The sequence below is a fragment of the Flavobacterium daemonense genome (assembly GCF_007341385.1).
Classification (GTDB): domain Bacteria; phylum Bacteroidota; class Bacteroidia; order Flavobacteriales; family Flavobacteriaceae; genus Flavobacterium; species Flavobacterium daemonense.
On the sequence record NZ_VJYD01000004.1, the window covers coordinates 376,828 to 401,517 of the forward strand.

General features: G+C 32.9%; 18 protein-coding genes. 3 read left to right on the forward strand and 15 right to left on the reverse strand.

What is annotated here, in order from left to right:
* Window positions 1-93: 93 nt before the first annotated feature.
* The 7 genes from FND99_RS07865 to FND99_RS07895 all read right to left on the reverse strand — a co-directional run bounded on the left by FND99_RS07865 (window position 94) and on the right by FND99_RS07895 (window position 13,709).
* On the reverse strand, window positions 94-2,838 hold the full coding sequence (locus FND99_RS07865) for a M16 family metallopeptidase (protein WP_144337423.1): 2,745 nt from the start codon (window positions 2,836-2,838) through the stop codon (window positions 94-96).
* Window positions 2,839-3,047: 209 nt separating this feature from the next.
* Window positions 3,048-4,667, reverse strand: coding sequence for an asparagine synthase B (gene asnB, locus FND99_RS07870; protein WP_144337424.1), 1,620 nt, complete (start codon window positions 4,665-4,667; stop codon window positions 3,048-3,050).
* A gap of 316 nt (window positions 4,668-4,983) precedes the next feature.
* The gene (gene asnB, locus FND99_RS07875) at window positions 4,984-6,660 is read right to left on the reverse strand and encodes an asparagine synthase B (RefSeq protein ID WP_144337425.1); all 1,677 of its coding nucleotides are present in this window, start codon (window positions 6,658-6,660) and stop codon (window positions 4,984-4,986) included.
* Window positions 6,661-7,230: 570 nt separating this feature from the next.
* A complete protein-coding gene (locus tag FND99_RS07880) occupies window positions 7,231-7,680 on the reverse strand; it encodes a GreA/GreB family elongation factor (protein WP_144337426.1) in 450 nt (149 codons plus the stop codon).
* Between the two features lie 160 nt (window positions 7,681-7,840).
* On the reverse strand, window positions 7,841-9,595 hold the full coding sequence (locus FND99_RS07885; RefSeq protein ID WP_144337427.1) for a TonB-dependent receptor: 1,755 nt from the start codon (window positions 9,593-9,595) through the stop codon (window positions 7,841-7,843).
* 145 nt (window positions 9,596-9,740) lie between these two features.
* Window positions 9,741-10,604, reverse strand: a complete 864-nt coding sequence (locus FND99_RS07890; RefSeq protein ID WP_144337428.1) for a PhzF family phenazine biosynthesis protein — start codon at window positions 10,602-10,604, stop codon at window positions 9,741-9,743.
* An 87-nt stretch (window positions 10,605-10,691) separates the two neighbouring features.
* Entirely contained in the window at window positions 10,692-13,709 is a 3,018-nt protein-coding gene (locus FND99_RS07895; RefSeq protein WP_144337429.1) for a tetratricopeptide repeat protein, read from the reverse strand.
* Between the two features lie 308 nt (window positions 13,710-14,017).
* Here FND99_RS07895 and FND99_RS07900 point away from each other — a divergent pair, with 308 nt between their 5' ends.
* Together FND99_RS07900 and FND99_RS07905 are read left to right on the forward strand one after the other, a co-directional pair.
* A complete protein-coding gene (locus tag FND99_RS07900) occupies window positions 14,018-14,701 on the forward strand; it encodes a cell division ATP-binding protein FtsE (protein WP_144337430.1) in 684 nt (227 codons plus the stop codon).
* The gene (locus FND99_RS07905) at window positions 14,701-15,567 is read left to right on the forward strand and encodes a glycosyltransferase family 2 protein (protein ID WP_144337431.1); all 867 of its coding nucleotides are present in this window, start codon (window positions 14,701-14,703) and stop codon (window positions 15,565-15,567) included. The genes FND99_RS07900 and FND99_RS07905 overlap by 1 nt, the downstream gene beginning before the upstream one ends.
* A 68-nt stretch (window positions 15,568-15,635) precedes the next feature.
* Here FND99_RS07905 and FND99_RS07910 read toward each other — a convergent pair whose 3' ends face one another.
* Together FND99_RS07910 and FND99_RS07915 are read right to left on the reverse strand one after the other, a co-directional pair.
* Window positions 15,636-16,721, reverse strand: coding sequence for a glycosyltransferase family 4 protein (locus FND99_RS07910; RefSeq protein ID WP_144337432.1), 1,086 nt, complete (start codon window positions 16,719-16,721; stop codon window positions 15,636-15,638).
* Between the two features lie 106 nt (window positions 16,722-16,827).
* Entirely contained in the window at window positions 16,828-17,925 is a 1,098-nt protein-coding gene (locus FND99_RS07915) for a glycosyltransferase (protein ID WP_144337433.1), read from the reverse strand.
* 173 nt (window positions 17,926-18,098) lie between these two features.
* Between FND99_RS07915 and FND99_RS07920 the strand changes: the two genes are divergently transcribed.
* Window positions 18,099-19,022: a glycosyltransferase family 2 protein gene (locus tag FND99_RS07920; protein WP_144337434.1), complete on the forward strand. Its 924-nt coding sequence runs from the start codon at window positions 18,099-18,101 to the stop codon at window positions 19,020-19,022.
* Window positions 19,023-19,151: 129 nt separating this feature from the next.
* Here FND99_RS07920 and FND99_RS07925 read toward each other — a convergent pair whose 3' ends face one another.
* The 6 genes from FND99_RS07925 to FND99_RS07950 are packed head-to-tail and all read right to left on the reverse strand — an operon-like array spanning window position 19,152 to window position 24,352.
* Window positions 19,152-19,898, reverse strand: a complete 747-nt coding sequence (locus tag FND99_RS07925; protein ID WP_246074191.1) for an acyltransferase — start codon at window positions 19,896-19,898, stop codon at window positions 19,152-19,154.
* Window positions 19,891-21,384 carry an O-antigen translocase gene (locus FND99_RS07930; RefSeq protein WP_144337435.1) on the reverse strand — a complete coding sequence of 498 codons (1,494 nt, stop codon included), beginning with the start codon at window positions 21,382-21,384 and terminating at the stop codon, window positions 19,891-19,893. Before FND99_RS07930 ends, FND99_RS07925 begins: the two co-directional genes overlap by 8 nt.
* A gap of 50 nt (window positions 21,385-21,434) precedes the next feature.
* Window positions 21,435-22,406 carry a GNAT family N-acetyltransferase gene (locus FND99_RS07935; RefSeq protein WP_144337436.1) on the reverse strand — a complete coding sequence of 324 codons (972 nt, stop codon included), beginning with the start codon at window positions 22,404-22,406 and terminating at the stop codon, window positions 21,435-21,437.
* Window positions 22,407-22,414: 8 nt separating this feature from the next.
* The gene (locus tag FND99_RS07940; RefSeq protein WP_144337437.1) at window positions 22,415-23,017 is read right to left on the reverse strand and encodes a trimeric intracellular cation channel family protein; all 603 of its coding nucleotides are present in this window, start codon (window positions 23,015-23,017) and stop codon (window positions 22,415-22,417) included.
* A 50-nt stretch (window positions 23,018-23,067) separates the two neighbouring features.
* Window positions 23,068-23,487, reverse strand: a complete 420-nt coding sequence (locus FND99_RS07945) for a PH domain-containing protein (protein ID WP_162615543.1) — start codon at window positions 23,485-23,487, stop codon at window positions 23,068-23,070.
* A gap of 10 nt (window positions 23,488-23,497) precedes the next feature.
* Window positions 23,498-24,352, reverse strand: a complete 855-nt coding sequence (locus FND99_RS07950) for a hypothetical protein (RefSeq protein ID WP_144337439.1) — start codon at window positions 24,350-24,352, stop codon at window positions 23,498-23,500.
* Window positions 24,353-24,690 lie beyond the last annotated feature (338 nt).

Consider the following 24,690-nt stretch of genomic DNA (forward strand, 5'->3'; position numbering starts at 1 on the left):
AATGCCATAAAAAACGATATCCGAAATAACATTTAAGTCATTCCGGATATGATGTTTTTACAACTGAATTCTCAATTGGAATTTAAATTTTTATTATTTTTTATTGAAATCTCCTGCGTAAACTGAACTCATTTTATCAAGAGAAAGATATTTTTTCAAAACAGTGTTTACTTCTTCCACTTTTAGCGCTTTTACTTTAGCTTCAAGATCATCATAATCTTCTAACGGAATTCCGTATTGAAGATACGTATTTGTCAAATCCATCAAAGTATAATCCGTTCCTAATCTTGTTTTTCTTTCGTTTTGCCAGCTCACTAAATTTGATTTTAATTCTTCAGCTGTAAATCCATCTTTTAACGCTTTAGCAATTTCCTCTTTTGCGGCGGTTTCAACTGCATTTTTTTTCGTCGGATTCAAAAATGCAAAATACGACCAGGCTGCAACATCGTTTGTAATTGGCACGTCAATAAAAGAACCCGCACCATAACTGATTCCTTCTTTTTCTCTTAATCGCATCGGAATTCTAGCACTCAAAAATCCGCCGCTTCCTAGCATTTCATTCGCCATTATAAAAGCCGGATAATCTGGACTTTTTCTGTCCATTTTAAAACTGATTCTTCCTATAGCAACAGCATTTTCTTTGTCTGGTGTAACTATATCTCTATCTTCTTTTTGTGTATCAAAATAAGTTGGCTTAATTAGCTCATATTTCGATTTAGAATTCCATTTTCCAAATGTTTTCTCTAAAATATCACCTGTAGTTTTAGGATCCAAATCTCCTACAACGCTTCCAATACCATTATTTCCACCCAATATATTGCTATAAAAATCAACAATTTGTGATTGTTTTATTTTTTTGAAGGCATCAATTTGCTCTTGAATAGTTGGTGTATAAAAAACGCTTTCTTTAGGATATTTTGTAGTCTGTCTATTAATTTCTGTAAACGCAACAGACTGCGGATCGTTAAGACTAGATTCTAAAGAGGTGTTGTAATCGCTGATTGTTTTTGTCAATTCATTTTCTGGGAAAGTAGAATTAGCCAACAAATCTCCCACAATTTCCATCACTTCTTTAAAGTTTTCCTTATAAGTGCTGATGCTGACAGATAAAGTTTGTCTTGAAAAATTAAAATTAACAGATGATTTCAGTTTATCTAAACGATCTTGAATTTGCTCTTTAGTTTGCGTTTTTGTTCCGGTTTTTAGCAATTGAGCAAGAATTCCGGCTACATCAGTTTTGCCTTCCAACTCTTTTTCGTTGCTTACTGGAAATTTAAAACTCGCATTGACTTTGCCACCTTTGATTTCTTTTTTGATCAATCCGTATTTTATTCCGTTTGATAATTTCCCTTCAACTAAATTCTGTTTTAGATTTTTAATCGACGCTTCAAATGGCGCAGCTTCTTTTTCTAAAGCTTTTCCTTTGTAATCTTTGGTGAAAGCAACTAACTGCTCATCTGTATATTCATTTGGTTTTACACGTACTTCATCTTTTGACGGAATAAATACACCAACTGTTCTATTATTTGCTTTAAAATATTTCTCTGCAACTCTCTGAATATCTTCTTTTGTTAATTTTTCGATTGCATCTCTGTATAAAAATCCAAGTCGGTAATCACCCGCTCCAATAATCTCGGTCATGTTTATAGCATACGAAATCGTATTGTTTTTTACAGCATCAAGTTGTTTCATGATTTTTGCCTGTGCTCTGCTTACATCCTGATCTGTGTATTGTGTTGTCGCGATTTTATCAAGTTCCGTTCTAACAATTTCTTTGGTTTCCATTACATCTTTGTTATTAGGAATTGCAATTCCAAAATAAATATAACCAGCATCTCTTACAGTAGGCTGCCAAAAATAAAAGCTAGATGCTTTTTGTGTTTCAATTAAACTTTTATACAAATAGCCAGATGGATCTGCTGTCAAGATTTCGCCCAAAGCATCAATTGCGGCATAATCTTTATCAGCATAAGATGCCGTATGATACACCGCACCAACATTTTTGCTGTCTCCAGCTCTTTTTAATTCTACGTATTTTTCTCCGTCTTGAGCAGGTTCAATTGTATAGGTTTTATCAAGAACTCGTTTTGGCCTCGGAATCGCGCCAAAATACTGTCCAACATACTGCAATGCTTTTTTCTCATCAAATTTACCTGCCACAATCACAGTTGCATTATCTGGCTGGTAATATTTCTCATAAAAAAGTCGAAGCCTGTTTGCTTTTACTCGTTCAATATCTTCTTTACTTCCAATTGTGCTGTTTCCGTAATTATGCCACAAATAAGCAGTTGAAAGAATACGTTCTTGCAAAACTCCATCAGGATTATTTTCTCCAATTTCAAACTCATTTCGCACTACCGAAAATTCTTTATCAAGATCAGCCTGTAAAATGGTGGAGTTCACCATTCTGTCGGCTTCCATTTCAATACTCCATTTTAGATTTTCATCATTTGACGGAAAAATTTCATAATAATTAGTTCGGTCAAGCCAAGTCGTCCCGTTCGCATTTCCTCCTTTATCTGAAAGCATTTTTTTAATATCTCCAAGATTTTTTGTGCTTTTAAAAAGCATATGTTCCAGCAAATGCGCCATCCCTTTTTCACCATAACCTTCGTTTCGAGAACCTACACTATAAACAATATTGACAATCATATTGCTTTGTGATGCATCTGGAATTAAAAGCAATTTTAATCCATTGTTTAAAGAATACTCTTTGACACCTTCGACATTGGTAATAAATTTAGGTGTCTCTTTAGGCGCCGCCGATTTTTGTGCACAAACTGAACTCACGGAAATCAATGAACAGCATAGAATTCCGCTTAGTAATAGGTTTCTCATAGATTATTTAGTGGTTTAATGTTAATTTATTCTTGGTAACCAAATATAATATTTTTCCAAGACAGAAAACCCTTATTAACTTACTTTTAATATTTTACGGAATGCCGTAAAGGAATGTAATTAACCCTTTTAAACTAAAAACAAAAAAAACCGAAACAGCTTTTAAAATGCCGTTTCGGGTTTTATAATTTATAATTTTAAAGACGCTCTTAAACTGTAATTCCAGATTTTGGAAGTTCAACACCTGGCACTTTTACATGTGCCGCATTTGCTCTTCCGCTTGGGTCAAGATTATCCTGCCATTTCGGAATCCATTTGCGAACCGTATGCGCCGCGCTTACCTGCGGATAATATTTATGGAAAATACTTCTGTATAAATATGCTTCTTTTGTTGTTGGTGAATTGTATGGGAATTCTGCACTTGCGCCCGCCAATTGCTCGTCTGTTACTTGTGTTGCACAATATTCAATCAACTCATCAACCCATTTATAGCCAACTCCATCAGAGAACTGTTCTTTTTGACGCCATAAAACTTCTGCTGGCAAATACGGATCTTCTGGCGTATCAAATGCTTTTCTTAAAATATATTTTTCAATTCCGTCGTATGTTTTCGGCTGTTTTTCTTCTGGCTTGATTCGGATCGCAACATCTAAAAATGAAGTATCTAAAAATGGAACTCTGGCTTCTAAACCATGCGCCATTGTAGTTTTGTCCACACGAAGCAAATCGGCCGTAAACAATTTTTGAACCCTCTCTATAGTTTCATCCTGAAATGCTTCTCTTGAAGGCGCATTTCTAAAATATAAATGTCCACCAAAAATCTCATCGGCACCTTCTCCTGAAAGGACCACTTTTATTCCGGCATCAGCAATTGCTTTTGACAACAAGTACATTGGAACTCCAGATCTCACAGAAATAATATCATATGTTTCAATATGATAAATTACTTGCTCTAAAACCTTAACACCTTCTTCTACAGAAAAGTGAATTTCATGATGTTCCGTTCCTAAAAACGCTGCTGCTTTTCGAGCCGCTATATTATCTGGCGCATCGGCATTTAAACCGATAGAAAATGTATGCAGTTTTTGTCCGTTTTCTTTTAAAAGTCTTGAAGTAATAGACGAAATCAACGAGGTATCTAAACCACCAGACAATACAGATCCTAAAGGCACATTGCTCAATAAACGCTTGCGAGTTGCCTCAATTAAGCTTTCGCGAATTAAATCTAAATCAAGATTTTCGATCGCTTTTTTATGATCTTCGCATTCTGGCTGATAGTATTTTACAAAGCCGGTTTTTGCAGTGTAATAATGTCCCGGAGGAAAAGTTGAAAACGATTTGCATTGATCTGCAATTGATTTCATTTCAGAAGAAAAATAAATTCTTCCTCTTTCATCAAGTCCGTAATAAAGTGGCTTTACACCAATTGGATCTCTTCCTGCGATATAATCGTCTCCGTCGATTATAACGAAAGCAAAATCTCCATCTAGTTTATTGCAGAAATTATATCCAAATTCTTCATATAAATGAACAATTACCTCTGAATCTGAATTGGTTCTGAATGTATGATCCTTTAAAATGGTATTCTTTAATTCCTCATAATTGTAGATTTCACCATCATGAATCATCCACGCTCTATTTGTTCCTTGAATAGGCTGTTTGCCAGTCTTTAAGTCAACAATTGATAAGCTTTCGTGGCAAAGCACACTTCCATTATCCATAATGTGCAGGTCACTCTCATCAGGACCGCGATGAGACATTCTTGCTGAAAGCTCTTGTACAAGTTTAGGGTCTTTTCCTTTGCCTATTACGGCTAATAATCCAGACATATTCTACTTTTTTTACTTATTATTTTCTTCAAACACACTATATGAAGCCAATTAGCTGCAAAAACGATTATAATTTATAATCTGCAGCAAAACTAAATATTATTTTCTGCTTTTCCTTGATAATCTTAATTATAATATAAGGGATTTAACTTTATTTCGTTAAATGTCAAATATAAAAAAGAAAGTCAAATTATCGTCTAAAACACATTACAACTATCTAAAAACAAACAATTTAACAACTTTAGACAAGAAAAACGTCCTCAATTAAGAGAACGTTTTTCTGCAATATATATACTAATTCTAAAATTATACTTGTTTATGCTTTAACATAAGCGTCGTCGTGAACGTTTGCCACAGCTCTTCCAGAAGGATCGTTCATGTTTTTGAAAGCTTCGTCCCACTCCAAAGCAATTTTTGTACTGCACGCCACACTTGCTTCTTGCGGAACACATAATGCTGCAGCATCACTTGGGAAATGTTCTGTAAAAATTGAACGGTAGTAGTATTCTTCTTTTGAAGTTGGTGTCTGCAATGGGAATTTGTATTTCGCATTTGCCAATTGCTCGTCCGAAACTTCTCTTGCTACAACTTCTTTCAAAGTATCAATCCAGCTGTATCCTACTCCATCAGAAAATTGTTCTTTTTGTCTCCATGCAACACTTTCAGGAAGCATGTCTTCAAAAGCTTTACGAACTACCCATTTTTCCATAGGGTGTTCTTTGTTGATCATTTTATCTTGTGGATTGATGCGCATTGCAACATCCATAAATTCTTTATCCAAGAACGGAACACGACCTTCAATTCCCCATGCTGCTAAACTTTTGTTTGCACGTAAACAATCGTACATATGAAGTTTTCCTAATTTACGAACGTTTTCTTCGTGGAATTCTCTTGCGTTTGGCGCTTTGTGGAAATATAAATACCCTCCAAACAACTCATCTGCACCTTCACCTGAAAGCACCATTTTGATTCCCATTGATTTGATCACTCTCGCCATCAACCACATTGGAGTCGAAGCTCTTACTGTAGTTACATCATAAGTTTCAAGGTTGTAAATTACATCACGAACAGCATCTAAACCTTCTTGAATTGTGAATTTGATTTCGTGATGAATAGTCCCAATATGATCTGCTACTTTTCTTGCAGCCGCTAAATCTGGCGAACCCTCTAAACCAACTGAAAACGAGTGCAATTGCGGGTACCAAGCTTCTGTAGTATCATCAGACTCGATTCTGTTTTTTGCATATTTTTTGGCTACAGCCGAAGTAATAGACGAATCTAGACCTCCTGAAAGTAAAACTCCATAAGGAACGTCACTCATCAATTGTCTGTGAACCGCTGCTTCAAGCGCTTTTTTGATTTCTGGAATACTTGTTTCATTGTCTTTTACTGCATCATATTCTGTCCAGTCTCTTTTGTACCATTGTACAAATTCACCGTCTTTGCTAGACAAATAATGCCCTGGAGGAAATAATTCAATTTTTGTACAATATCCTTCTAAAGCTTTTAATTCTGAAGCTACATAAAAAGTTCCGTGTTGATCCCAACCAATATACAATGGAATAATTCCCATATGGTCACGAGCTACGAAATACTCATCTTTATCCACATCATAAATTGCGAATCCGAAGATTCCGTTCATTTCATCAACAAAATGAGGTCCTTTTTCTTTATAAAGTGCCAAAATAACTTCGCAGTCACTTTCTGTTTGAAAGTTATATTTCCCTTCAAATTGCTTGCGAAGATCTCTGTGATTGTAAATTTCACCATTTGCAGCCAAAACCAACTTTTTATCTTCTGTAAATAAAGGTTGTTTTCCTGAAGCTGGATCGACAATCGCCAAACGCTCGTGAGAAAGAATTGCTTTATCATTACTGTAAATCCCGCTCCAGTCTGGTCCGCGGTGACGAATGATTTTAGACATTTCTAATACTTGAGGTCTTAAAGTTTCGGCTTTTTGTTTTAGATCAAAGGCACATACAATTCCGCACATAATTCTATATTTTTATTTTGTAATTTTTAATTTGATAAGGCAAAGATGCGGTAATGGTTATAATTGAAAAACACAAATAGTTATTTAAGTTGTAATTTAAAACCAATAATTAAATTTTACATATAAAATGTAAAATTTTAACATCAAAAAATGACCTAAACTTAAAAATTTCAATTTTGAAGATAAAATGCGCGTAAAATTTAAGGTTTTACAGAAATGTTTGAATTAAATTTTAAGATGTTAAAATATTGATGAAAGATTCGCAAAGAGGAAGTATAAAACTATTCAGAAACTATTTTTTACTCAATCTTGTCATTCGACCGAAGGGAGACTCGAGCGACAGCAAACCGATGAAGTAAATCACAATAGAATTCTACAAAGATTGGCGATTTTCTTCGCGGAATAGCTTATGTTATTTAGTCCCTACGGGACAAATTAATGATTCACACTAATTTCCTTTCTACCAATATTTAATCTCTCCGAGATTTACTCCGATAGGAGTTTGATATTGGTAGAAAAATATATTCACAGCTAAAATTGTCCCGTAGGGACTTCACATTATAACGTTAATTACTCAATACTCTGAATAGTATAATGCGTCTTATTAATCTCAAACTCAAACCCAACTTTATTTCCCATTAAATGATTTCCAAGAGGAGATTGAGGAGAAAGCGCAATAACATTGATTCCGTCTATTGCAATTTTTGGAAGTGCAACACTAACATATAAATAGATTCCGTTTGCTTTTACTAAACTTCCAGAAATAATGTTTTCAGTATTTCTGGAAGCGTCAATTTTATCTAAAATCGCTTTTTGAGCGATTGCTTCTTTTAGTTTATTGGTCAGTTTTTCCTGCTCGATATGCATCATCGACAAAGCCGTTTCATGTTTATCGCCAGCTGAACCTTTTGCATCGTTTTTAGAATCTTCGGTTAATCCCGAAATCATGTCTTTAAAAACATCAATTCGGTCTTGAACCATTTGTAAATAATGCGAATGTATTTTTTGTTTGAAAGTCATTTTTAAAGGTTCTGAGGTTCTGAGACGCAAAGGTGCAAAGGTTTTTTGTTGGTGCAAAAAAAATAGCCATGAATTCACGAATCTACTCCAAAAAATTCATGAACCCATGGCTAAAAGACGTCAAAAAAACTCAACGTCCTACTGTCTTCGTATTGAAAACTTAAAAATCGAATTTATAATTACCTCCTACTAAAACCTGAAAACCTTGAACTGGATAATTCAGCCATCTTTGGTAGGCTTGATTTCCAATATTGTTCAGTTTTAAGAAGAAAGTTAAACGCTCATTGTATTTATATCCAAGATGTGCATTGGCATCAAAATAACTTTTTAAAGTAACTGGAACTCCAAGTGTTGCCACGTCAAAATTAGTCTGCATGTCTTTACGCTCTCCAACAAAGAAAACATTCAACCCAGCATACCATTGTTTCGTGATAGTGACATCTAAATTTGAACTTATTTTCATAGACGGCAAGTTCCAAGCTTCTAAACCATCTGTTTTGTAACTGTTAAAAGTTCCGTTGATTCCGAAAGATACATTTTGAGAAAAATCTGCTTTTAATTCTCCGTAAAAACGAAGCGTTCTTACATCGTCATAAACAACTCCAAAAGAGTTCCCAAAAGCATAATTCTGGTTCGAGAAATCCTCTGTATAATCATTGCTTTTAAACAAGGCTTTTTCTTTTTCATTTAGGAACGAACCTGTCAAATTATAACTAATATTATTTGCTAATTTACCTTTTAACCCTGCAAAAACATTGTATTGCGTACTGCTAGGTCTCATCTCTAAAGTTGGCGACAAAAACGGATTTTCGGTCACAAAATCAGCATAAGAATTCTGATTTAAACTACCGTTAACACCTGTATAGAAAATCATCAAATCACCCACTAATTTGTACGAAGCATTCACTTTTGGATAAATATAAAACTTGTTGCCGCTGTTTTCAGAATCTAAAGCATAATATAAACCAGCGCCCAATTCAAGTGTCCAATCATTTTCATGAACCACAAAACTTGGCTCAATTCCAAAATTGGTCAAGCTATATTTTACAGGTTCTGTATTCGTTAAAGTGTAGTTATTTTCGAAAGAACCACTTACATGATCAACAACAACATTGGTATGAATTGCCTGATCCATTATATCAACATTGAACGAGGGTTTCACATAAAAACGATTTTCTGAAGATGAAAAACTATCTGAAAAATGCGTAAATCTGGTTGAAATCTTATCAAATATTCCTTCTGTAAATTCGATATTTCCTCCAAGAGAAATGGTATTATAAGAATGATTCGGATTGATTCCTCTGATTAAATCTTCTTGCGTATCTGGCGGTAGATTCATCCCAAAATCAGCTGGAAGACCGTACCAATTATAAAGCTGATTTTGATATCCTAAATCAACGCCCCAAGACATATCACGATTGATTACGCCGTAACCAACATTTAATGCTGTATCATAAAATTCATCGTTCAAGTTGACATCTTTTATACCGCCTTGTGAAGAATGATGACGAAGCATTCCGGCAACATAATCATTGTTTCCCAAATCCTGAGTTACAAATAATTCAGCATTTAATGTCCCATAATTTCCAACTCCTACAGTGGCGTAGTTATTGAAAAGTCTTTCTTTTTTAGATTTATCAACAGCTTGTGCATTTCCTTTTGACGGGGTAAAAGTCGATGCCACAGGAACAGACAAAATACTGTATTTAATTGTTTCCTTAGGTTGGTTTCCAGAATCGTCCAAAGAAGGGGTTTCCTTTACTTTAAAAGCATCTGATATTGTTGGTGAATAAGGCTTTACTACGTTTACCGTTTCGGTTCCAATGGTTTCATTTTTCTTAACTTGCGAAAACGAAAGCTGGCAGGCAAATAATACTAGCAAAACAATTATTTTATTTCGGCACTTAATTTTCATATTTCTTTCTTTTTTAGAGAAAAGATGCAAGAATAAAGAAGAAAAACTTCTTCTTTATTCTTATTTTTCTCTATCTTTTCTACTTTCTAATATCTTAATGTTTCTTCTTGTTTCTTTCTTCTCGCTTCTTTCTTCTTTTCTCAATCTAAACTTCCCAATCTCCTTTTGCAATAAACTGCGCTTTTCCTCCAATATTAATATCGAAATTATTATCGCTTAATTTTCCTTTGAAATAAATCTCAGACGGACGTCCCATATAATCTCCCTGATGATTTACTATTTCAATTTCAGGCAAATGATTTTTTAATAAAGAAGCTTGCAAACAAGTGCTTGCGCTTCCTGTCGCTGCATCTTCCATAAGCTGGTTGTGTTGCACATATAAAAGTCGGCTAAATACTTTTGAACCTTCCAAATAATAAAAATAAAGTCCTCTATGATCTGTTTTGCAATGATTTTTCATCCATTGATCGGCTTTATCTTTATCTAAAACCAGATTTTCTAATGCTTTTTTACTGCTCAACGGTACTAGTACAAACGCGCTCCCTGTGGTAACTTCCTGAATTGGAAATTGATTTTCAAAATCACTCACAACTAGGTTACTAAACGATGTAAAATCTTCTTTCGAGAAAACATCCCAAAATTTTGGCTGTGCCGCTTTCAACCAGATCAAACCTTCTGACTGATTAATTTGGATTGGTCCAATTGGAACATTTAAAGTGATATTTTCAGGCGAATTTCCGAACACTTTATTCATCAAAACCCATGAAGTCCCAATTATTGGATGACCTGCAAACTGCATTTCCTGAGCCGGCGTAAATATTTTAATCTCTGCTTTATTATTTTCTTGGTCAAGTTTGGTTACAAAAGTGCTTTCGGCAAAATTAATTTCGCGCGCAATTTGCTGCATTTCCTGTGAACTCAAATTTCCTGCATCCAAAAAAACTGCCAATTGATTTCCAGCATATTTTTTATCAGCAAAAACATCAACTATATAAAAAGGTAAACTCATAATTTGTGAAATGTATTTTGTGAAATGTAAAATGTAATTCTGTTATCTTTCATTTTACAGATAACATATTACTTCTCACTTATAAAATTATTTACTGATAGACGAATTCGTTTTGGACTCTTCTAACTTAATTGCACTTAATTCAGTCTTAGCTTCTTCGACAACATCCGGATAATCTGTAAAGTTGTTGATTACATTATCCAAAATATAAGTTGCTTGATAACTGTCTTTCAATCCGTAGAAGTTTTTCGCCATTAAAACCAAGCCTTTCGCTCCGTAATATTTGTAAGCTGAATAGCTTTTTGCTAGTTTTTGTACAGCAACATTCGAAGCGTCAAATTTTCCTTCTTTCGTTTTAAAATACGCATCATAATACAACGCTTCGGCAGCTAATTCTCCTTTTGAAGATGCCGAAAGTTTTGCATAAGCTGCTTTTGCTTTGTCTTCGTTTCTTGTCTGCATGGCCGCGCGGGCAACAATAATCTGCGCATCAGCTTTTACACCTGCATCTGATTTTGGGTTCTCCAAAACTTTCTCTGCAGCAATAACCGAATTGTCATAATCTTTCTTGTCATAATAACATTTCATCAAGTTTGCTTGCGCAAAGGTTTTATTCTGAGGAAAATCGGCTTCTTTTTCTAAACGAACCAAAACTGGAATTGCTTTATCACAATCTTTTGCTTTTAAATAAATTTGTGCCAATCTATTCAAAGCTTGTTCTGTAAATTCATTTCTAGGCTGATCAATTACATATTGATAATTTGGAGTCGATTTATTTTCAGAACCGTCTGCATAATACAATTGCGCCAAATAAAAATTAGCTTCCAAAGCATGTAATCCTGTCGGAAACTTGCCCACATAACCCGCAAAACCTGTAATTGCCGCTTTGCTGTTATTTTGGCTGTATTGTTTGAAAGCCGCATCGTAAGTATCATTATCCAGCTCAGCATCGGTAACCGAAACGAAATCTAAAGTTCTAACCCATGTCGCATATTCATCTACTTTTCCTGAATCAACATAAATTAATCTCGCTGTCGAAACTGCTTCTAAAGCTTCTGGGCTTTTTGGAAATTCAGCCGCTACTTTTTTAAATTTCGCCAAAGCCAATTCATCACGATCAGAATTATAATAAATCAAACCTTGTTTTAAAATCGCTTTTGAAGTAAATGACCCGTCTTTAAACTCTGAAATTAACTGATCGTATGTTTTTATTGCCAGATCATTTTTCTTTTCTGCAACGTACGTATTTCCTAATTCGAATAAAGCATCATCGCGATACGATGATTTTTTATACATCTGAATAAAGTTGTTCAATTCATCAACTTTCTTTGCGTTATTTGACATGAATCCGTACGAAAGTGCTTTTTGAAATTGTGCATAATCAGCATCAACACCTTTTGCCGCAATCGCTTTTGCATAAGCTTCGTTTGCTTGAGCATATTTTGAAGTCACAAAACGACAATCTCCCAAACGCAAATAAGAATCGTTCAAACGAACTTTATCTGAAGGTGAATTGTCAATTTGCGCCTGAAACGAATTCGCCGCCTGATCATAATCTTTCAGTTTAAAATACGTGTAACCAATATTATAATTGATGTTTTTATACTCTTCTGTCGATTTTGCAGCAGCTTGACCTGCAAATTGTTTGTAAGTCAATAAAGCATTCTGAAAATCATCATTTAGATATTCTGTTTCTGCTTTCCAAAAAGTGGCACGTGCAGTAAATTCAGGCGTTTTTTGTTCGCTGATGGCACTTTTGAACATTTTTCCAGCTTCGGCATAATTAGATTCATTGTACAATTCCAATCCTCTGTAAAAAAGCACTTTTTGATAAGCAGCTTTGTTTTCAGCAGACTTATTTTTTTCCAATAAAACTAAAGCTTCTTTGTAGTTTTTAGTCGAAATATAAGAATCAACTAATAATTTCTCAACCTCAGAACGGCTAGAATTATTTGGATATTTTTTTAAGAAATCAAGCAAAATTCCTGGAACAGTTTGGTACGCATTTCCAATATCATAACTCAATTTAGCATAATTCAAAGCCGCATCTTCCTGAATTTGAGCATTGAATTCCATTTCAGAAGCATTTTTGAAAGCATTCAGCGCTTCTTGTTTTTTGCCTGTATTCAAGTAGCTTAAACCTAAATGATAATAAGCATTTTGAGCAACGAAATCTTTTCCTTCAATGATTTTATTGAATTGAGAAATCGCTTTTTCGTAGTCTTTCTGCTCGTAATATGCGTAACCTAATTGGTAAAAATCGGTATTGTTCCATTTTCCTTTTTTACCAGCATATTTCTCTAAAAACGGAATCGCCTTGTCGTATTGTTTTAAATTAAAATAACTTTCTCCAATGATTTTATTCAATTCTGATTTTTCAATTTCATTTGATTTTGCCATTGCCTTTTGGCCCAAATCAATTGCCTTTTGGAAATTTCCAAGTTTGAAATTCATATCAGCTTGATAATACGAAAGCTTCTCTTTGTATTTTTCTTCACCAGAAACTTCATCAAAATATTTAGTCGCTTCTTTGTAATCGTCGCCCTCATACGCCATAAATCCTAAATAATATTTGGCTTGTGAACCATATTCAGGAGAGTTCACCACTTTGTTGAAATACGTTGTAGCTTCTTTTTTCTTTTTGGCATTGAAATAACTGTACCCTTTCTGAAAATTAAATTTATCAGAATCCGATTTGCTCATATAAGTTTCATCCACTTTATCAAACCATTGCAACGCTTTTGGGTAATTTCCTTGTTCGAAGAAATATTGCGCCACTTCAATATAAGCCTGATTTTGTTTGGTGCTTGTTGGATAATCGTCAACAAATTTCTCCATCAAAGCATCAGCATTTGGCTGATTGGTTCTAATGGCGCAGTTTGCGATATAATAAGCGCAATCTGATTTTACCTCCTCAGTTGGTGCCACATTATTTTTTACATATTCAAAAATATGTTGTGCCGAAGCGTATTGCTTGTCATTGTATAAAGCCACTGCTTTATCAAAATCCTTTAAATCGTAAGTGTATATAGCTGATTTTTGTGCCGAAACCGTGGTCGAAATAAGAATAATTTGGAGTAAAAAGAACCAGGAAAGTCTACGCATTTTAGTTTTATTTAGTATTCAAATTTATCATTTTATACCGTTTATAACGAAACGTTTCTGGCTTTTATTATAAACAAATCTTCAACCGAAGACATTTTAACGCACAATAAAAACCGTTTTTTCAACTTATAAGTTATATAAGTAATTATAAGCTAGGATGTTTTAGCAGATGAACTAAAACGAACTTACATCACTTATACGGTTTAAATTTTCATTTCATTTTCTAGAATTTTTCTTAAGAAATGATTGAAATTTATTTTGAATCCAATCGTTATCTTATTACTTTTACCAATCAAATCAATTTTATTATGTCACAAACCGTACTGTCGCTTAAAGAAGTCACTATATATCAAGAAGGAAGAAAAATTATATCTCATATTAATTTAGATGTTCAACATGGTGAGTTTATCTACATCATTGGAAAAACAGGTTCTGGAAAAAGTAGTTTCTTAAAAACTTTGTACGCAGATTTGCCTTTAACTGAAGGCGAAGGACATATTGTTGAATTTGATTTGGCAACTTTAAAAGAAAATGATATTCCGTATTTAAGACGTAAAATCGGGATTGTGTTTCAGGATTTCAAATTGCTTCCAGACCGTTCTGTAAAAGACAACATGCTTTTTGTTCTAAAAGCAACTGGCTGGACAGAAAAAGAAGCAATGGAACATAAAATCGATGAAGTTTTAAACAAAGTAGGAATGATCAATTTCCTAAACAAAATGCCTCACCAACTTTCGGGTGGTGAACAACAACGTGTTGCAATTGCAAGAGCTTTGCTTAACGATCCTGAATTTATTTTGGCCGATGAACCAACAGGAAACCTTGATCCTCAGACAAGTTCAGAAGTTTTAGAGGTTTTAAAAAACATCAACGCCAATGGCAAAACAGTTATCATGGCAACTCATGATTATGCTTTATTGATGAAATTCCCTTCTAAAACATTGAAATGCGAGGATGAAAGAATCTTTGAAGTGGTGCAAAGAAGCGTGTAATGCTTTCCATTTTAATTCCGGTTTATGATTATGATGCTTTTTCGCTTGTTGAAGAACTCGTAAAGCAATGCAATTTATGCGGAATTACTTTTGAAATTCTTTGTCAGGACGACGCATCCAACTCCAACAAAAACATTCAAAATCAAGAAATTAATTCTTTTTCTAATTGTTCCTTTTTTATAAATGAAAACAATTTCGGAAGAGGAAAAAACATCAATTCTTTAGCTCAAAAAGCAAAATATGATTGGTTGCTGATTCTGGATTGCGATACTTTTCCGGCAGAAGATAATTTTATCCAAAGCTACATTTCTGCAATTTCAAATTCTGAACAAAAAATTGTTTTTGGTGGCATTGTTTATGGAGATAAAAAGCCTCAAAAAGAAAAGCTTTTACGTTGGATTTATGGTCAGAAAAGAGAAACTGTTGCAATCTTAACTTCTAATTTATTAATCAAAAAAGAAGTTTTTCTACAATTTCCATTTGATGAATTTATCACAAAATATGGCTATGAAGATTTGCTTTTCTTTTCAGTTTTAGAAAAAAATCATTTTCAAATTTCCGAAATACAAAATCCAACTTTTCATCTGAATTTAGAAACTTCTGAAGTGTTTTTAGCCAAAACAAAAACAGCGCTTGAAAATCTAGTTTTTCTTTATAATTCTGGAAAAATTTCTTCAGATGAAAGTAAAATAATTAAAGCTTTTGAAGCACTTAAAAAATTAAAGTTGGTTCATTTTGCTATTTCTATTTTCAAAAAAAGTCAAATAAAAATCGAAAGAAATTTACTTTCCGAAAAACCTTCTTTATTCTTTTTTGATCTTTATAAATTGGGACATTTCTCCTGCAAGGTTTTCAAAACCTTGTAGGTATTACTTTTCCACATTTAACTTAACTAAAACCTACAAGGTTTTGAAAACCTTGCAGGATAGCGGAACTAAAGCTTCTCAAAAAACTGCCTCCACTTCCCCATTATTTTCTCAACCGAGTAATTTTCAGAAGTCTCTTTTGCATCACGTCCAAACTTCAATCTAACTTCTTCATTTTCCATTAAAAAGGAAAGTTTTTCAACATACATTTCAATATTATTGTCTGGAATCAAAAAACCATTTTCGGCGTTTGTGATTATGGATCGTGGACCTGTCGGGCAGTCAAAAGCAATGCAAGGCAAACCACAAGCCATTGCTTCCAACAAAACCATCGGAAAACCTTCTGATCTAGATGTCATGGCGTAAATTGAAGCTTCGACATATTTTTCTTTAATATTTTTCTGAAAAGAAAAAATATTTGTGTTTGATTTTATTCCTAAATCGGTAATTATATTTTCTAAAGAAATAACATCATCCGTATAAATATCTAAAGTCCAATCTGGATATTTTTTGATTACTTTTTCCCAAATCAACAACAATCGATCTAATCCTTTTTCATAAGAATTCCGAGCAATCGCGATTACTTTTTTATGTTTTAAATTAGAAACCGTTTCCGTTTGAATCCAAGACGGATTCGGAATCACAATTCCATTTTCAACATTCCATTCTTTTCTATTTTCTTCAGATAAAACTACAATTTTGGTAAATTTTTCAATTGCAAAATCTTTAAAACGATACTTAACTTTTGTAAATGTCTTTGAGAGAAAATCATTTCCAAACGGTTTTTCTTCAATAAATTTAGAACCATGAGATTCGAAAACAATCGGGATTTTTGTTTTGATCAAAAAAGGAAAAACAAACGCTTTTAAACCGTTGTCTGCAACTAAAATAACATCAGGCTGAATCTCTTTAATTTTCTGTTTTACTTGCGATTGATAGGATTTCAGGAAAACAACTGCATTTCCTTCTAAAGAAATATCATGAAAGTGTATTTTAGAATTGAAGCTGTAAAACGGCGGTTTGCCATTTTCATTTTGAGATAAAATATGAATTTCATATCCAAAATTTTCTACAAAATAATTGGTTTTTATTGACAAAACCCGAGCAACTCCTCCAGCGTTTTTTATCTTTGGAACAATATACAGCAACTTCATTTTTTAGAATTTAAAATGGTTATTCGCTATATAAGCCAAATTTCTACTTAAGACTTCTTCAACAAGAATTTTTAACACTTCTATATTTTGAATTGTTACCATATTTCTAATGTACTTCTAACAAATCTAACCATTGTTTTCCAATTTTTTCTAATAAAAAAGGTTCAATGCTTTTTAAAGTATTTTGTTTCAATTTCTGACGCAAAGCATCATCTGAAATCAATAAATTCAAAGCTTCCGTTAGTTTTTCCCAATTCTGGTTTTCTACTAAAATTCCATTTTCAAAATCAGCAATCATATCTCTCGGCCCAAAATCACAATCAAAAGAAACAACAGGAATTTCACACGCTAAAGCTTCTAAAATAACATTTGGAAAACCTTCATTTTTACTGCTTAAAACTAGAAATTTTGCTTTTCGAAGATATTTAAAAGGATTGTTTTGATAACCTAAAAGATGAACAAATTCTGAAATATTATTCTCCAAAATTGCTTTTTTAAGTTTTGATTCGTCACCATTTCCAACAATCACTAAATGAATATTCTTTTGAGACAAATCGGACTTCGCATAACTTGAAATCAATTGATCAAACTGTTTTATTTCATTTTCATATTGACCAACGGCGATTATAAAATCAAATTCGAGATCTATTTTTTCATTTTGCTTTTTTACAATTTCTTCCAAATAAACTGGATTATGAATCTTAACTACATTTTGTAATTGATGTTTCTCTTCAATCAAGGTTTTCATTTCATCTGTAATTGCGACATTCGCCAAACAATGATTGTATATCAAACGTGTCAACCACGAATTATTTGGCATATAATGATCGATCAAAAAGCTGTGAACCGTGAAAATCGTTTTGGTATTATAAATAAATCGGGACAAAATAAGTTCCTGAATTATCTTGGTTCGGAAACGAAAATCAATAATAAAATCGAATTTATTTTGTCTCAAGTAAGTGTTTAAAGCCTTTAAGCGCTTAATTTTATTGAAAACTCCATTTGTTTTATTTTTCAGCAAACCCAAATTCACTAATTTCCCGGAATACGGAAAACCTACTTCGTCTAAAACAATAATAATATCGACTTCAGAACCTTGTTGCTCAAAAAAGATCGACAAATTTGCCATCACTTTATCGCTTCCACCTCCGCTCAGACGGTAACCAATTAAAGCAATTTTCTTTTTTTTGTGAGTCGATATCATTCGTGTTTTCTTATTTTCGTATCAAATATAACTCTTTAAAATAAAATAAGATTTAGAACCATTAAGACATTAAGCTGTATAAGGCTTTGGACTTAATTTTCTTAACGGAGAAAAGAAAATTAAGCTCATGCCTACTTAATTTCCTTAATATCTTAATGGTAAAACAAAAAAACATGAAGGATAATCCATTAGTAACCATTATTTGCTTGTGCTATAATCAGGAAAAATTTGTTGCCGAAAGCTTAACTTCGGCAATAAATCAGGATTATCCGTTTATTGAAGTGATTATTGTTGACGATTTTAGCACTGATAATTCTAAAGAAACAATTGAAAACTGGCTGAAAGACTATCCCGAAATTCAATTCATTGCAAACAAAAAAAATATAGGAAGCACAAAATCTTTCAATAAAGCGTTGAAACTTGCGAAAGGCGATTTTGTAATAGACTTGGCTTGCGATGATATTTTATTGCCAAATTGTGTTTCTCTTCAAATAAATGCTTTTCAAAAAAGCAAATACAAAAATCTCGGAATTGTCTACGGAAACACTGAATTAATTTCTGAAAACAACGAACATCAATCGTATTATTTTCCAGTAAATTCATCAAAAAAAACAATCGAAAAAAGACAAACCGGCAATATTTATTTAAGCGTAATTTCTGGAGGAAACAGTATTTGTTCGGTTTCTTCAATGGTGAAAAAGTCGGCTTTTGATGACTTAAAAGGTTATGATGAAAATCTGGCTTATGAAGATTTAGACCTTTGGATTAGGGCTTCAAGAAAATATGAGGTTGATTTTATTGACGAAATTTTAATCAAAAAAAGAATTTCGACGAATTCATTGGGAACGCATTTCTTTCTCAAAAACGATGAGAGATCCAGAAAAATAAATTATTCTACTTGTTTGATTATCAAAAAAGCAATTGCTTTAAATAAAACAAAAGAAGAACATAAAGCCATTTTGAAACGAATACATTTTGAAATGATTCTTGCGTTCAAAACTTCGAATTTTAAGTTGTTGTTGAAATATATTTTATTGGAAATTAAACAAAGAATTAAAATTGTTTTCGCTAAATCTTTTAAACACATAGAAACATAGATTTTTTCTTGCTTAAAGAAGAGAATCAAGAAAATCTCAATTTTCACACATAGCTTAGCTTATGTTTTTTATTTTGAGTGAAACGCCTTTTTAACATTTTTTAATCTATGTCTCTATGTGTTTAAAATTTTAGATTGTTAAAAAATCTTCTAATTGTTGTTTTTCACCTTGCCAATCTCGGGAAATATTAGACTTAATTAATTTTGCGGGAATTCCTCCAATCAAAATATTTTCACCCAAAGCTTTGTAATCTTTAGTACACACACTATTTGATGCAACGGTAGAAAAATCGGGCGTCTGCGTCCCTTTTAAGACCGACACTCTGTTGCTCATAAAATTATAATTTCCGATAATAATTGGAGCCGATTTTTCTAGCTTTTCTCCAGTTTGTGTATCGATTAAATCATGAAAATTGGTGTCGATAATTTGGGATTCAGAACCAAAACGAGCGTAATTGCCGAGGATAATTTTTTCGGTACAAATTAATTTTCCACTCGAAGCCATTGAGGACATATTTCCCAATTCGCAAACGGCATTTTCTCCAACAAAAAGAAAGTAATCTTTTCCAAATTGAAATTTTCCTTTAAAGATTAATTTTCCTTGAATATTGATTTCTGCAATGCCTCGATGAACGGTATTCAATTCATAAGGTTGACCAAAACCGATCATTCCTCTTTTGATTTCACCATCAATTTGAATTTCTCCAGAAATCGAAGCAAACTTTACTCTTTTATAAAAGAAAACAGGCAGTTTTTTAGCGGTTTCAAAAGGCAATTTCTTAAAATTAAAATATAGCGTTTTTGTCCAGTTTACCGACCAGTAAAACTTGATTTTATGATAAAACGAACGACATTTTCTGTAACTATTTTTAATCATTTTTATCTTTTTTTCGCTGAACAAATGACGTAAAAATTTCGTTTAAATTCATTTTTTTATTGATTTCGAATAAACTAATTCCTAAAGACGATAAAATCAGTACAGCATATAAAACATATTTTAAAATTGGATTTTCGACGAACTGCACCAAAAAAGAAAGTCCACAAATAACAAAACAAATGAAATATAACCTATAAAATTCGCTTTCAAAATAAAAATTATAGCGGTTTTTAGTTATGATTTTCATTCCGATAAAATGACACAAAAAATACAGGCAAAAACTAAAACCCAGACCTTCTAAACCATAAAAATAATACGCTGCAATATTCATTAGCAAAGACAAAAGATTGAAACCAATTGCCGTTTTAATAAAAATTTTTGAATCGCCTTTTGCAATTAAAATAAATCCCATTGACCAGGAAACGGCGCGAAAAAGCATTCCTAAAATTCCGGCGCTAATCATGGGCAAAATCGCATCAAATTTTGCTGTATAAATTACTTTTACAATTATTGGACTGAAAGCCAAAAATAAAACGATTATTGGCATTATAATTAAAACCGAAATAAAAGCTTGTTGCTGAACGCTTTTTCTAACTTTTTCATTATCAGAATTAATAGCAGAAAGTTTTGGAAAATAATCGGTGCTCATGACTGTGAAAATAATTCCGACATAGGAATTCAGCAAGGTAAATCCGGCGTTATAAAACCCAACTTGTTCTAGACCTCCTATTTTTCCAACAAAAACCTGAACAAAATATGTTGACAAAAGCGTCAAAACACTGCTGATTGTCAACATAAAACCGAGTTTTACAATGGCTTTGCTTTCCAACAGAAAAACGGAATTATCAATTTTCTCTTTTTCAGTTTTTATTTTATTGGAATAATAAAATGAAAAAATCAAAGCCGAAAAAGATGCAATTATAATTGTGGGCAGAATAGCATCAATACTTAAAAAATAATATAGCGGAATCGAAAAAAGAAGCCCGAAAAGATTTCCGTACAAATTGGCTTTCGCCAAAAAACGAAATGAACGCAATCCTTGCAAAACCGCCAATTGTCCCGAACTTAATTGTTTAAACAAAACAGTTACAGAAAGAACCGCAAAAGCAAATGTCTGGCTGGAATCACCAAAAGTCATTATGCTCAAAGCTTTGGAAAACACAAAAGTCAAAACCATTCCAAATATTCCCGTAAAAAAAACAATTTTCTTTACAATTTGAATGGTCTTTGAAACGGTCTTCAAATCTTCATTTTTATAATTTTCGGAGATATTTTTTACCGAACTCGTTTCTATTCCGAAACCCGAAATACTGCTCAAAACACCTAAAGTCGAGTTCAATAAAGCAATAATTCCCATTCCGGCGGGACCGATAAAAACAGCAATTAATTTGGTTCGGATAATGGAAATCAAAATCGAGAAAAACTGAACTCCGCCAAAAAGTGAAGTTGTTTTAAGAATCTGTTGATATGATTTTTTATCCGTCAAGAATTAGAAATTATTTAAAATTTTGATAATCGCTTTAACTTTCACAACCTTTATTTTTGAGTGAATTTCGGCAATTGCATTAAATCAATCTTATAAAAATCCTGATTGTAAACCGCACAGCCCAACTCTTCTTTTTGTTTCAAAAGCCCAGGATGATAACCGCTTTCATTATCCTCATTTACAATTCCCATATCAAAAAAATGTTTGCCTTTTCGTTTGTATTTATGAATCAAGTTAATGAATAAAAAATCAAGCGCTCTCACTTCTTCTCCTTTTTTTGATGTTGCTCCGTATTGTGATTTTATCACATTTTCAGTTTCAAAAATGGTAATTCCAGCAATTATTTCGTCGTTTTGGTAAACCGAATATTGTCTGATATTCTGCGGAAATTTTTGTTTTAAATGAGCAATTTCAGCTTTTGTATGAACTGGTTTTACATTGAATTTCTCTAATAATCTCGGTTCCAAAATTTGATCCCAAAAAGGCTCAAAATCATATTCTTCGACAATATCCAAATCCAAGTTTTCAATTCGTCTGAAATGCTTCATTTTGCTTTTTGAAATCTTTAAAGGCAATTGCAGATTAACAGCCATGTTCATTTCTTTTCGCTCTGAAATGGCATTTCTTTTAAATAGAAAAAAGTCTAACTCTCTATTTCCTTTCGAAAAATAAAAATCAGGAATTGGCTTATAATAAAAAGTTTCGATCTGGTTTTCTTTCAAAAAAGACAAGATTTCATCTAAAATAACTTCAGCTTTTTCTGCTTTTAATTTTGATAAAAAAATCAATCCTCCGTAAGTAAGTCCCTCGTGTGAGTGAACCGATTTTCCTTTTATATTGGCTGGAAGAACAGCCTTTAATTTTTCATCCTCAAATATTAAAAGCGAAAAATCTTCAAAACGATCTTTGTGATATTCCATAAAATCGCGATGAAATAAAAACGTAGCATTTTTAGCCAGAGCGATAAAATCGTTCCAAGTTTTATAATCGTTTTGGTCGTATTTTTTTACAGTAAATGCCATATTTAAAATCATTTATGATCAAATGCCTTTAAATGCCATTTGTATTTAACCGCCATTAATCGAACTACGATAATGACTACAGAAGTTACAAGATAGAGTACATCAACATTTAAGTTTAATTTTCGCAAAACAAAGAAAACGACGCCTCCCAAAATACAGATCGTTGCATAGATTTCTTCTCTAAAAACATTGGGGATTTCGTTGCACAAAATATCACGCAAAACACCGCCAAAACAGGCTGTCATAGTTCCCAATGCAATGCAAATAACGGGATGAAGACCAATTGTAATTCCCTTTTCAAGTCCGATTAAAGTAAAAACTCCAAGTCCAATTGTATCAAACAAAAACAAAGATCGTCTCAATTTATCAAACTTTTTTCGGAACAAAATAGCCAGAAAAAAACCTAAAATAATCACATATACATATTGCATATCGCGCATCCAGCCAACGGGAGTTCTGCCAATCAAAACATCACGAAGCGTTCCGCCACCAACGGCAGTTACAAATGCAATAATAAAAACTCCAAAAGGATCAAGTTTTTTATGCATTGCCGTTAAAGCGCCGGACATAGCAAAAGCCATTGTCCCAATAATATCTAGTAAATGAAACATTCTTTTTTTAGGTGCAAAGGTTCAGAGCTACAAAGGTGCAAAGGTTATCCTTAATTCTGCTTATTTTTTAACACTATTTCTACTTCAGGGTTTATTTTTTTTATTGCTTCAAAAAATTTTATTTTCTCTTTTGGCGAAATAATTATCGTATCAAACTCATTAAATAATATTTCGAGTCTATCAAAAGAAAGTGCAGGTGCGCTCATTATACTATTTGTTTCCGAAATTTTCTTAATACTCAAAATATTAATGGAACTGTTAATCAAAAAACTGCTTTTTATAATCAATCTTTGATCCTCAATACTATAATAAGTATTTAAAAACATGTGTACAACAAAGCCAATAGTAAAACATAAAATTATACTTGCGCCCCAAACTCTATTATAAAGCATATTTATTAGAGCACCACCAAGAGCGACACTTAAAAAAAGAACAAGCCAAATATCAATTTTAGATCTAAATTTTTCCATTAAAGTGCTTTTACTTTCTAACATAAATCGGGCTTCTTTTCAATAAATATTGGACAGACTCCATCCAGCTGTCTTTTACCGCAAGGAAAGGTTTACGCGTTTGAGAGTATATTTTTGCAGCATTTTTGTACATGTCAAAATAAACGGTGTAGTAATAATATTGCTGATTATTTGCTGTTGTAGTCGAATAATCATTTGTGGTAACTTTTTTATTATTGTCGCTCACTTTTGCATTGCCACTATTGTAGGTCGTTGCAGTTGTAGCGGTTCCAATCGTATACGAAACCTTCGCTGCGACAATATTATCGACGCCCAATATTTTTTCAAGATCTTCAATAGGAGTTGAATCGATATTGCGATAATCAATTCCGGCTTTGCTTAACAAACTATTCGTTGTTCTCAAATCCTGAACGGTCAGCGGTGCAATATTTCCCGATTTATCCAACAATTTATTGTACATATCATTTTGAGCAAATTTTGCCATTTCCTCAGAACTTTGCTGATTGTCTGCATTTAAAAACGGAACCGGAAGCACTGCGATTGTATTCTGTTTTATTTCTGCCGCAGCAACATATCCTGAACTTGGCGACGGCGATGTAGAACTGCTTCCCTGACTTACATCAAATGTTTGGGAGCGCCCGCTGGCAAAATCGATTCGGGCAATTTGCGAAACATCTAGAACGATTTGAACTGTTTCGCCTGGCAAAGAATATTCCACAGTTTGATCAGATACTTTAGAAACGGTACACTCAATAATTGTGTAATCTCGTTTAATGATTTTATCCAATTTTTTTCCGCCTTGAGCGAAAGAAAAAACAGAAACAAAAAATAATAGTAATAACGCGGCAGCTCTTTTGATTTTCATGGTATTTACGCTTAGATTTTCCTACTCTTTGGCTTTTCGGTATACTCCTTTTCTAAATATTAAACTTGTTAAATTTAAAAAATTAAATCCAAAACATTGCGAATAAACCTTTTAAACTAAAAAACACTAACTAAAAAATCACGCGAAGTCGCAGAGTCGCAAAGTTTTAAAAATCAAATACTTTACAAAAAAATCAGAAACTTTAGTGTCTTAGTCCCGAGGCTTCGGAATAGCAACTTTAAAAAAATCCAAAACATTGCAAATAAACCTTTTAAACTAAAAAACACTAACTAAAAAATCACGCGAAGTCGCAGAGTCGCAAAGTTTTAAAAATCAAA

What these genes read in the sequence shown, in the direction of transcription:
- FND99_RS07925 (WP_246074191.1), bottom strand. Translation starts at nt 19,898, where the DNA reads ATGATTAAAAATAGTTACAGAAAATGTCGTTCGTTTTATCATAAAATC.
- FND99_RS07950 (WP_144337439.1), bottom strand. Translation starts at nt 24,352, where the DNA reads ATGAAAATCAAAAGAGCTGCCGCGTTATTACTATTATTTTTTGTTTCT.
- FND99_RS07885 (WP_144337427.1), bottom strand. Translation starts at nt 9,595, where the DNA reads ATGAAAATTAAGTGCCGAAATAAAATAATTGTTTTGCTAGTATTATTT.
- FND99_RS07945 (WP_162615543.1), bottom strand. Translation starts at nt 23,487, where the DNA reads ATGGAAAAATTTAGATCTAAAATTGATATTTGGCTTGTTCTTTTTTTA.
- FND99_RS07865 (WP_144337423.1), bottom strand. Translation starts at nt 2,838, where the DNA reads ATGAGAAACCTATTACTAAGCGGAATTCTATGCTGTTCATTGATTTCC.
- FND99_RS07935 (WP_144337436.1), bottom strand. Translation starts at nt 22,406, where the DNA reads ATGGCATTTACTGTAAAAAAATACGACCAAAACGATTATAAAACTTGG.
- FND99_RS07890 (WP_144337428.1), bottom strand. Translation starts at nt 10,604, where the DNA reads ATGAGTTTACCTTTTTATATAGTTGATGTTTTTGCTGATAAAAAATAT.
- asnB (WP_144337425.1), bottom strand. Translation starts at nt 6,660, where the DNA reads ATGTGCGGAATTGTATGTGCCTTTGATCTAAAACAAAAAGCCGAAACT.
- FND99_RS07880 (WP_144337426.1), bottom strand. Translation starts at nt 7,680, where the DNA reads ATGACTTTCAAACAAAAAATACATTCGCATTATTTACAAATGGTTCAA.
- asnB (WP_144337424.1), bottom strand. Translation starts at nt 4,667, where the DNA reads ATGTCTGGATTATTAGCCGTAATAGGCAAAGGAAAAGACCCTAAACTT.
- FND99_RS07920 (WP_144337434.1), top strand. Translation starts at nt 18,099, where the DNA reads ATGAAGGATAATCCATTAGTAACCATTATTTGCTTGTGCTATAATCAG.
- FND99_RS07900 (WP_144337430.1), top strand. Translation starts at nt 14,018, where the DNA reads ATGTCACAAACCGTACTGTCGCTTAAAGAAGTCACTATATATCAAGAA.
- FND99_RS07910 (WP_144337432.1), bottom strand. Translation starts at nt 16,721, where the DNA reads ATGAAGTTGCTGTATATTGTTCCAAAGATAAAAAACGCTGGAGGAGTT.
- FND99_RS07895 (WP_144337429.1), bottom strand. Translation starts at nt 13,709, where the DNA reads ATGCGTAGACTTTCCTGGTTCTTTTTACTCCAAATTATTCTTATTTCG.
- FND99_RS07905 (WP_144337431.1), top strand. Translation starts at nt 14,701, where the DNA reads ATGCTTTCCATTTTAATTCCGGTTTATGATTATGATGCTTTTTCGCTT.
- FND99_RS07940 (WP_144337437.1), bottom strand. Translation starts at nt 23,017, where the DNA reads ATGTTTCATTTACTAGATATTATTGGGACAATGGCTTTTGCTATGTCC.
- FND99_RS07915 (WP_144337433.1), bottom strand. Translation starts at nt 17,925, where the DNA reads ATGATATCGACTCACAAAAAAAAGAAAATTGCTTTAATTGGTTACCGT.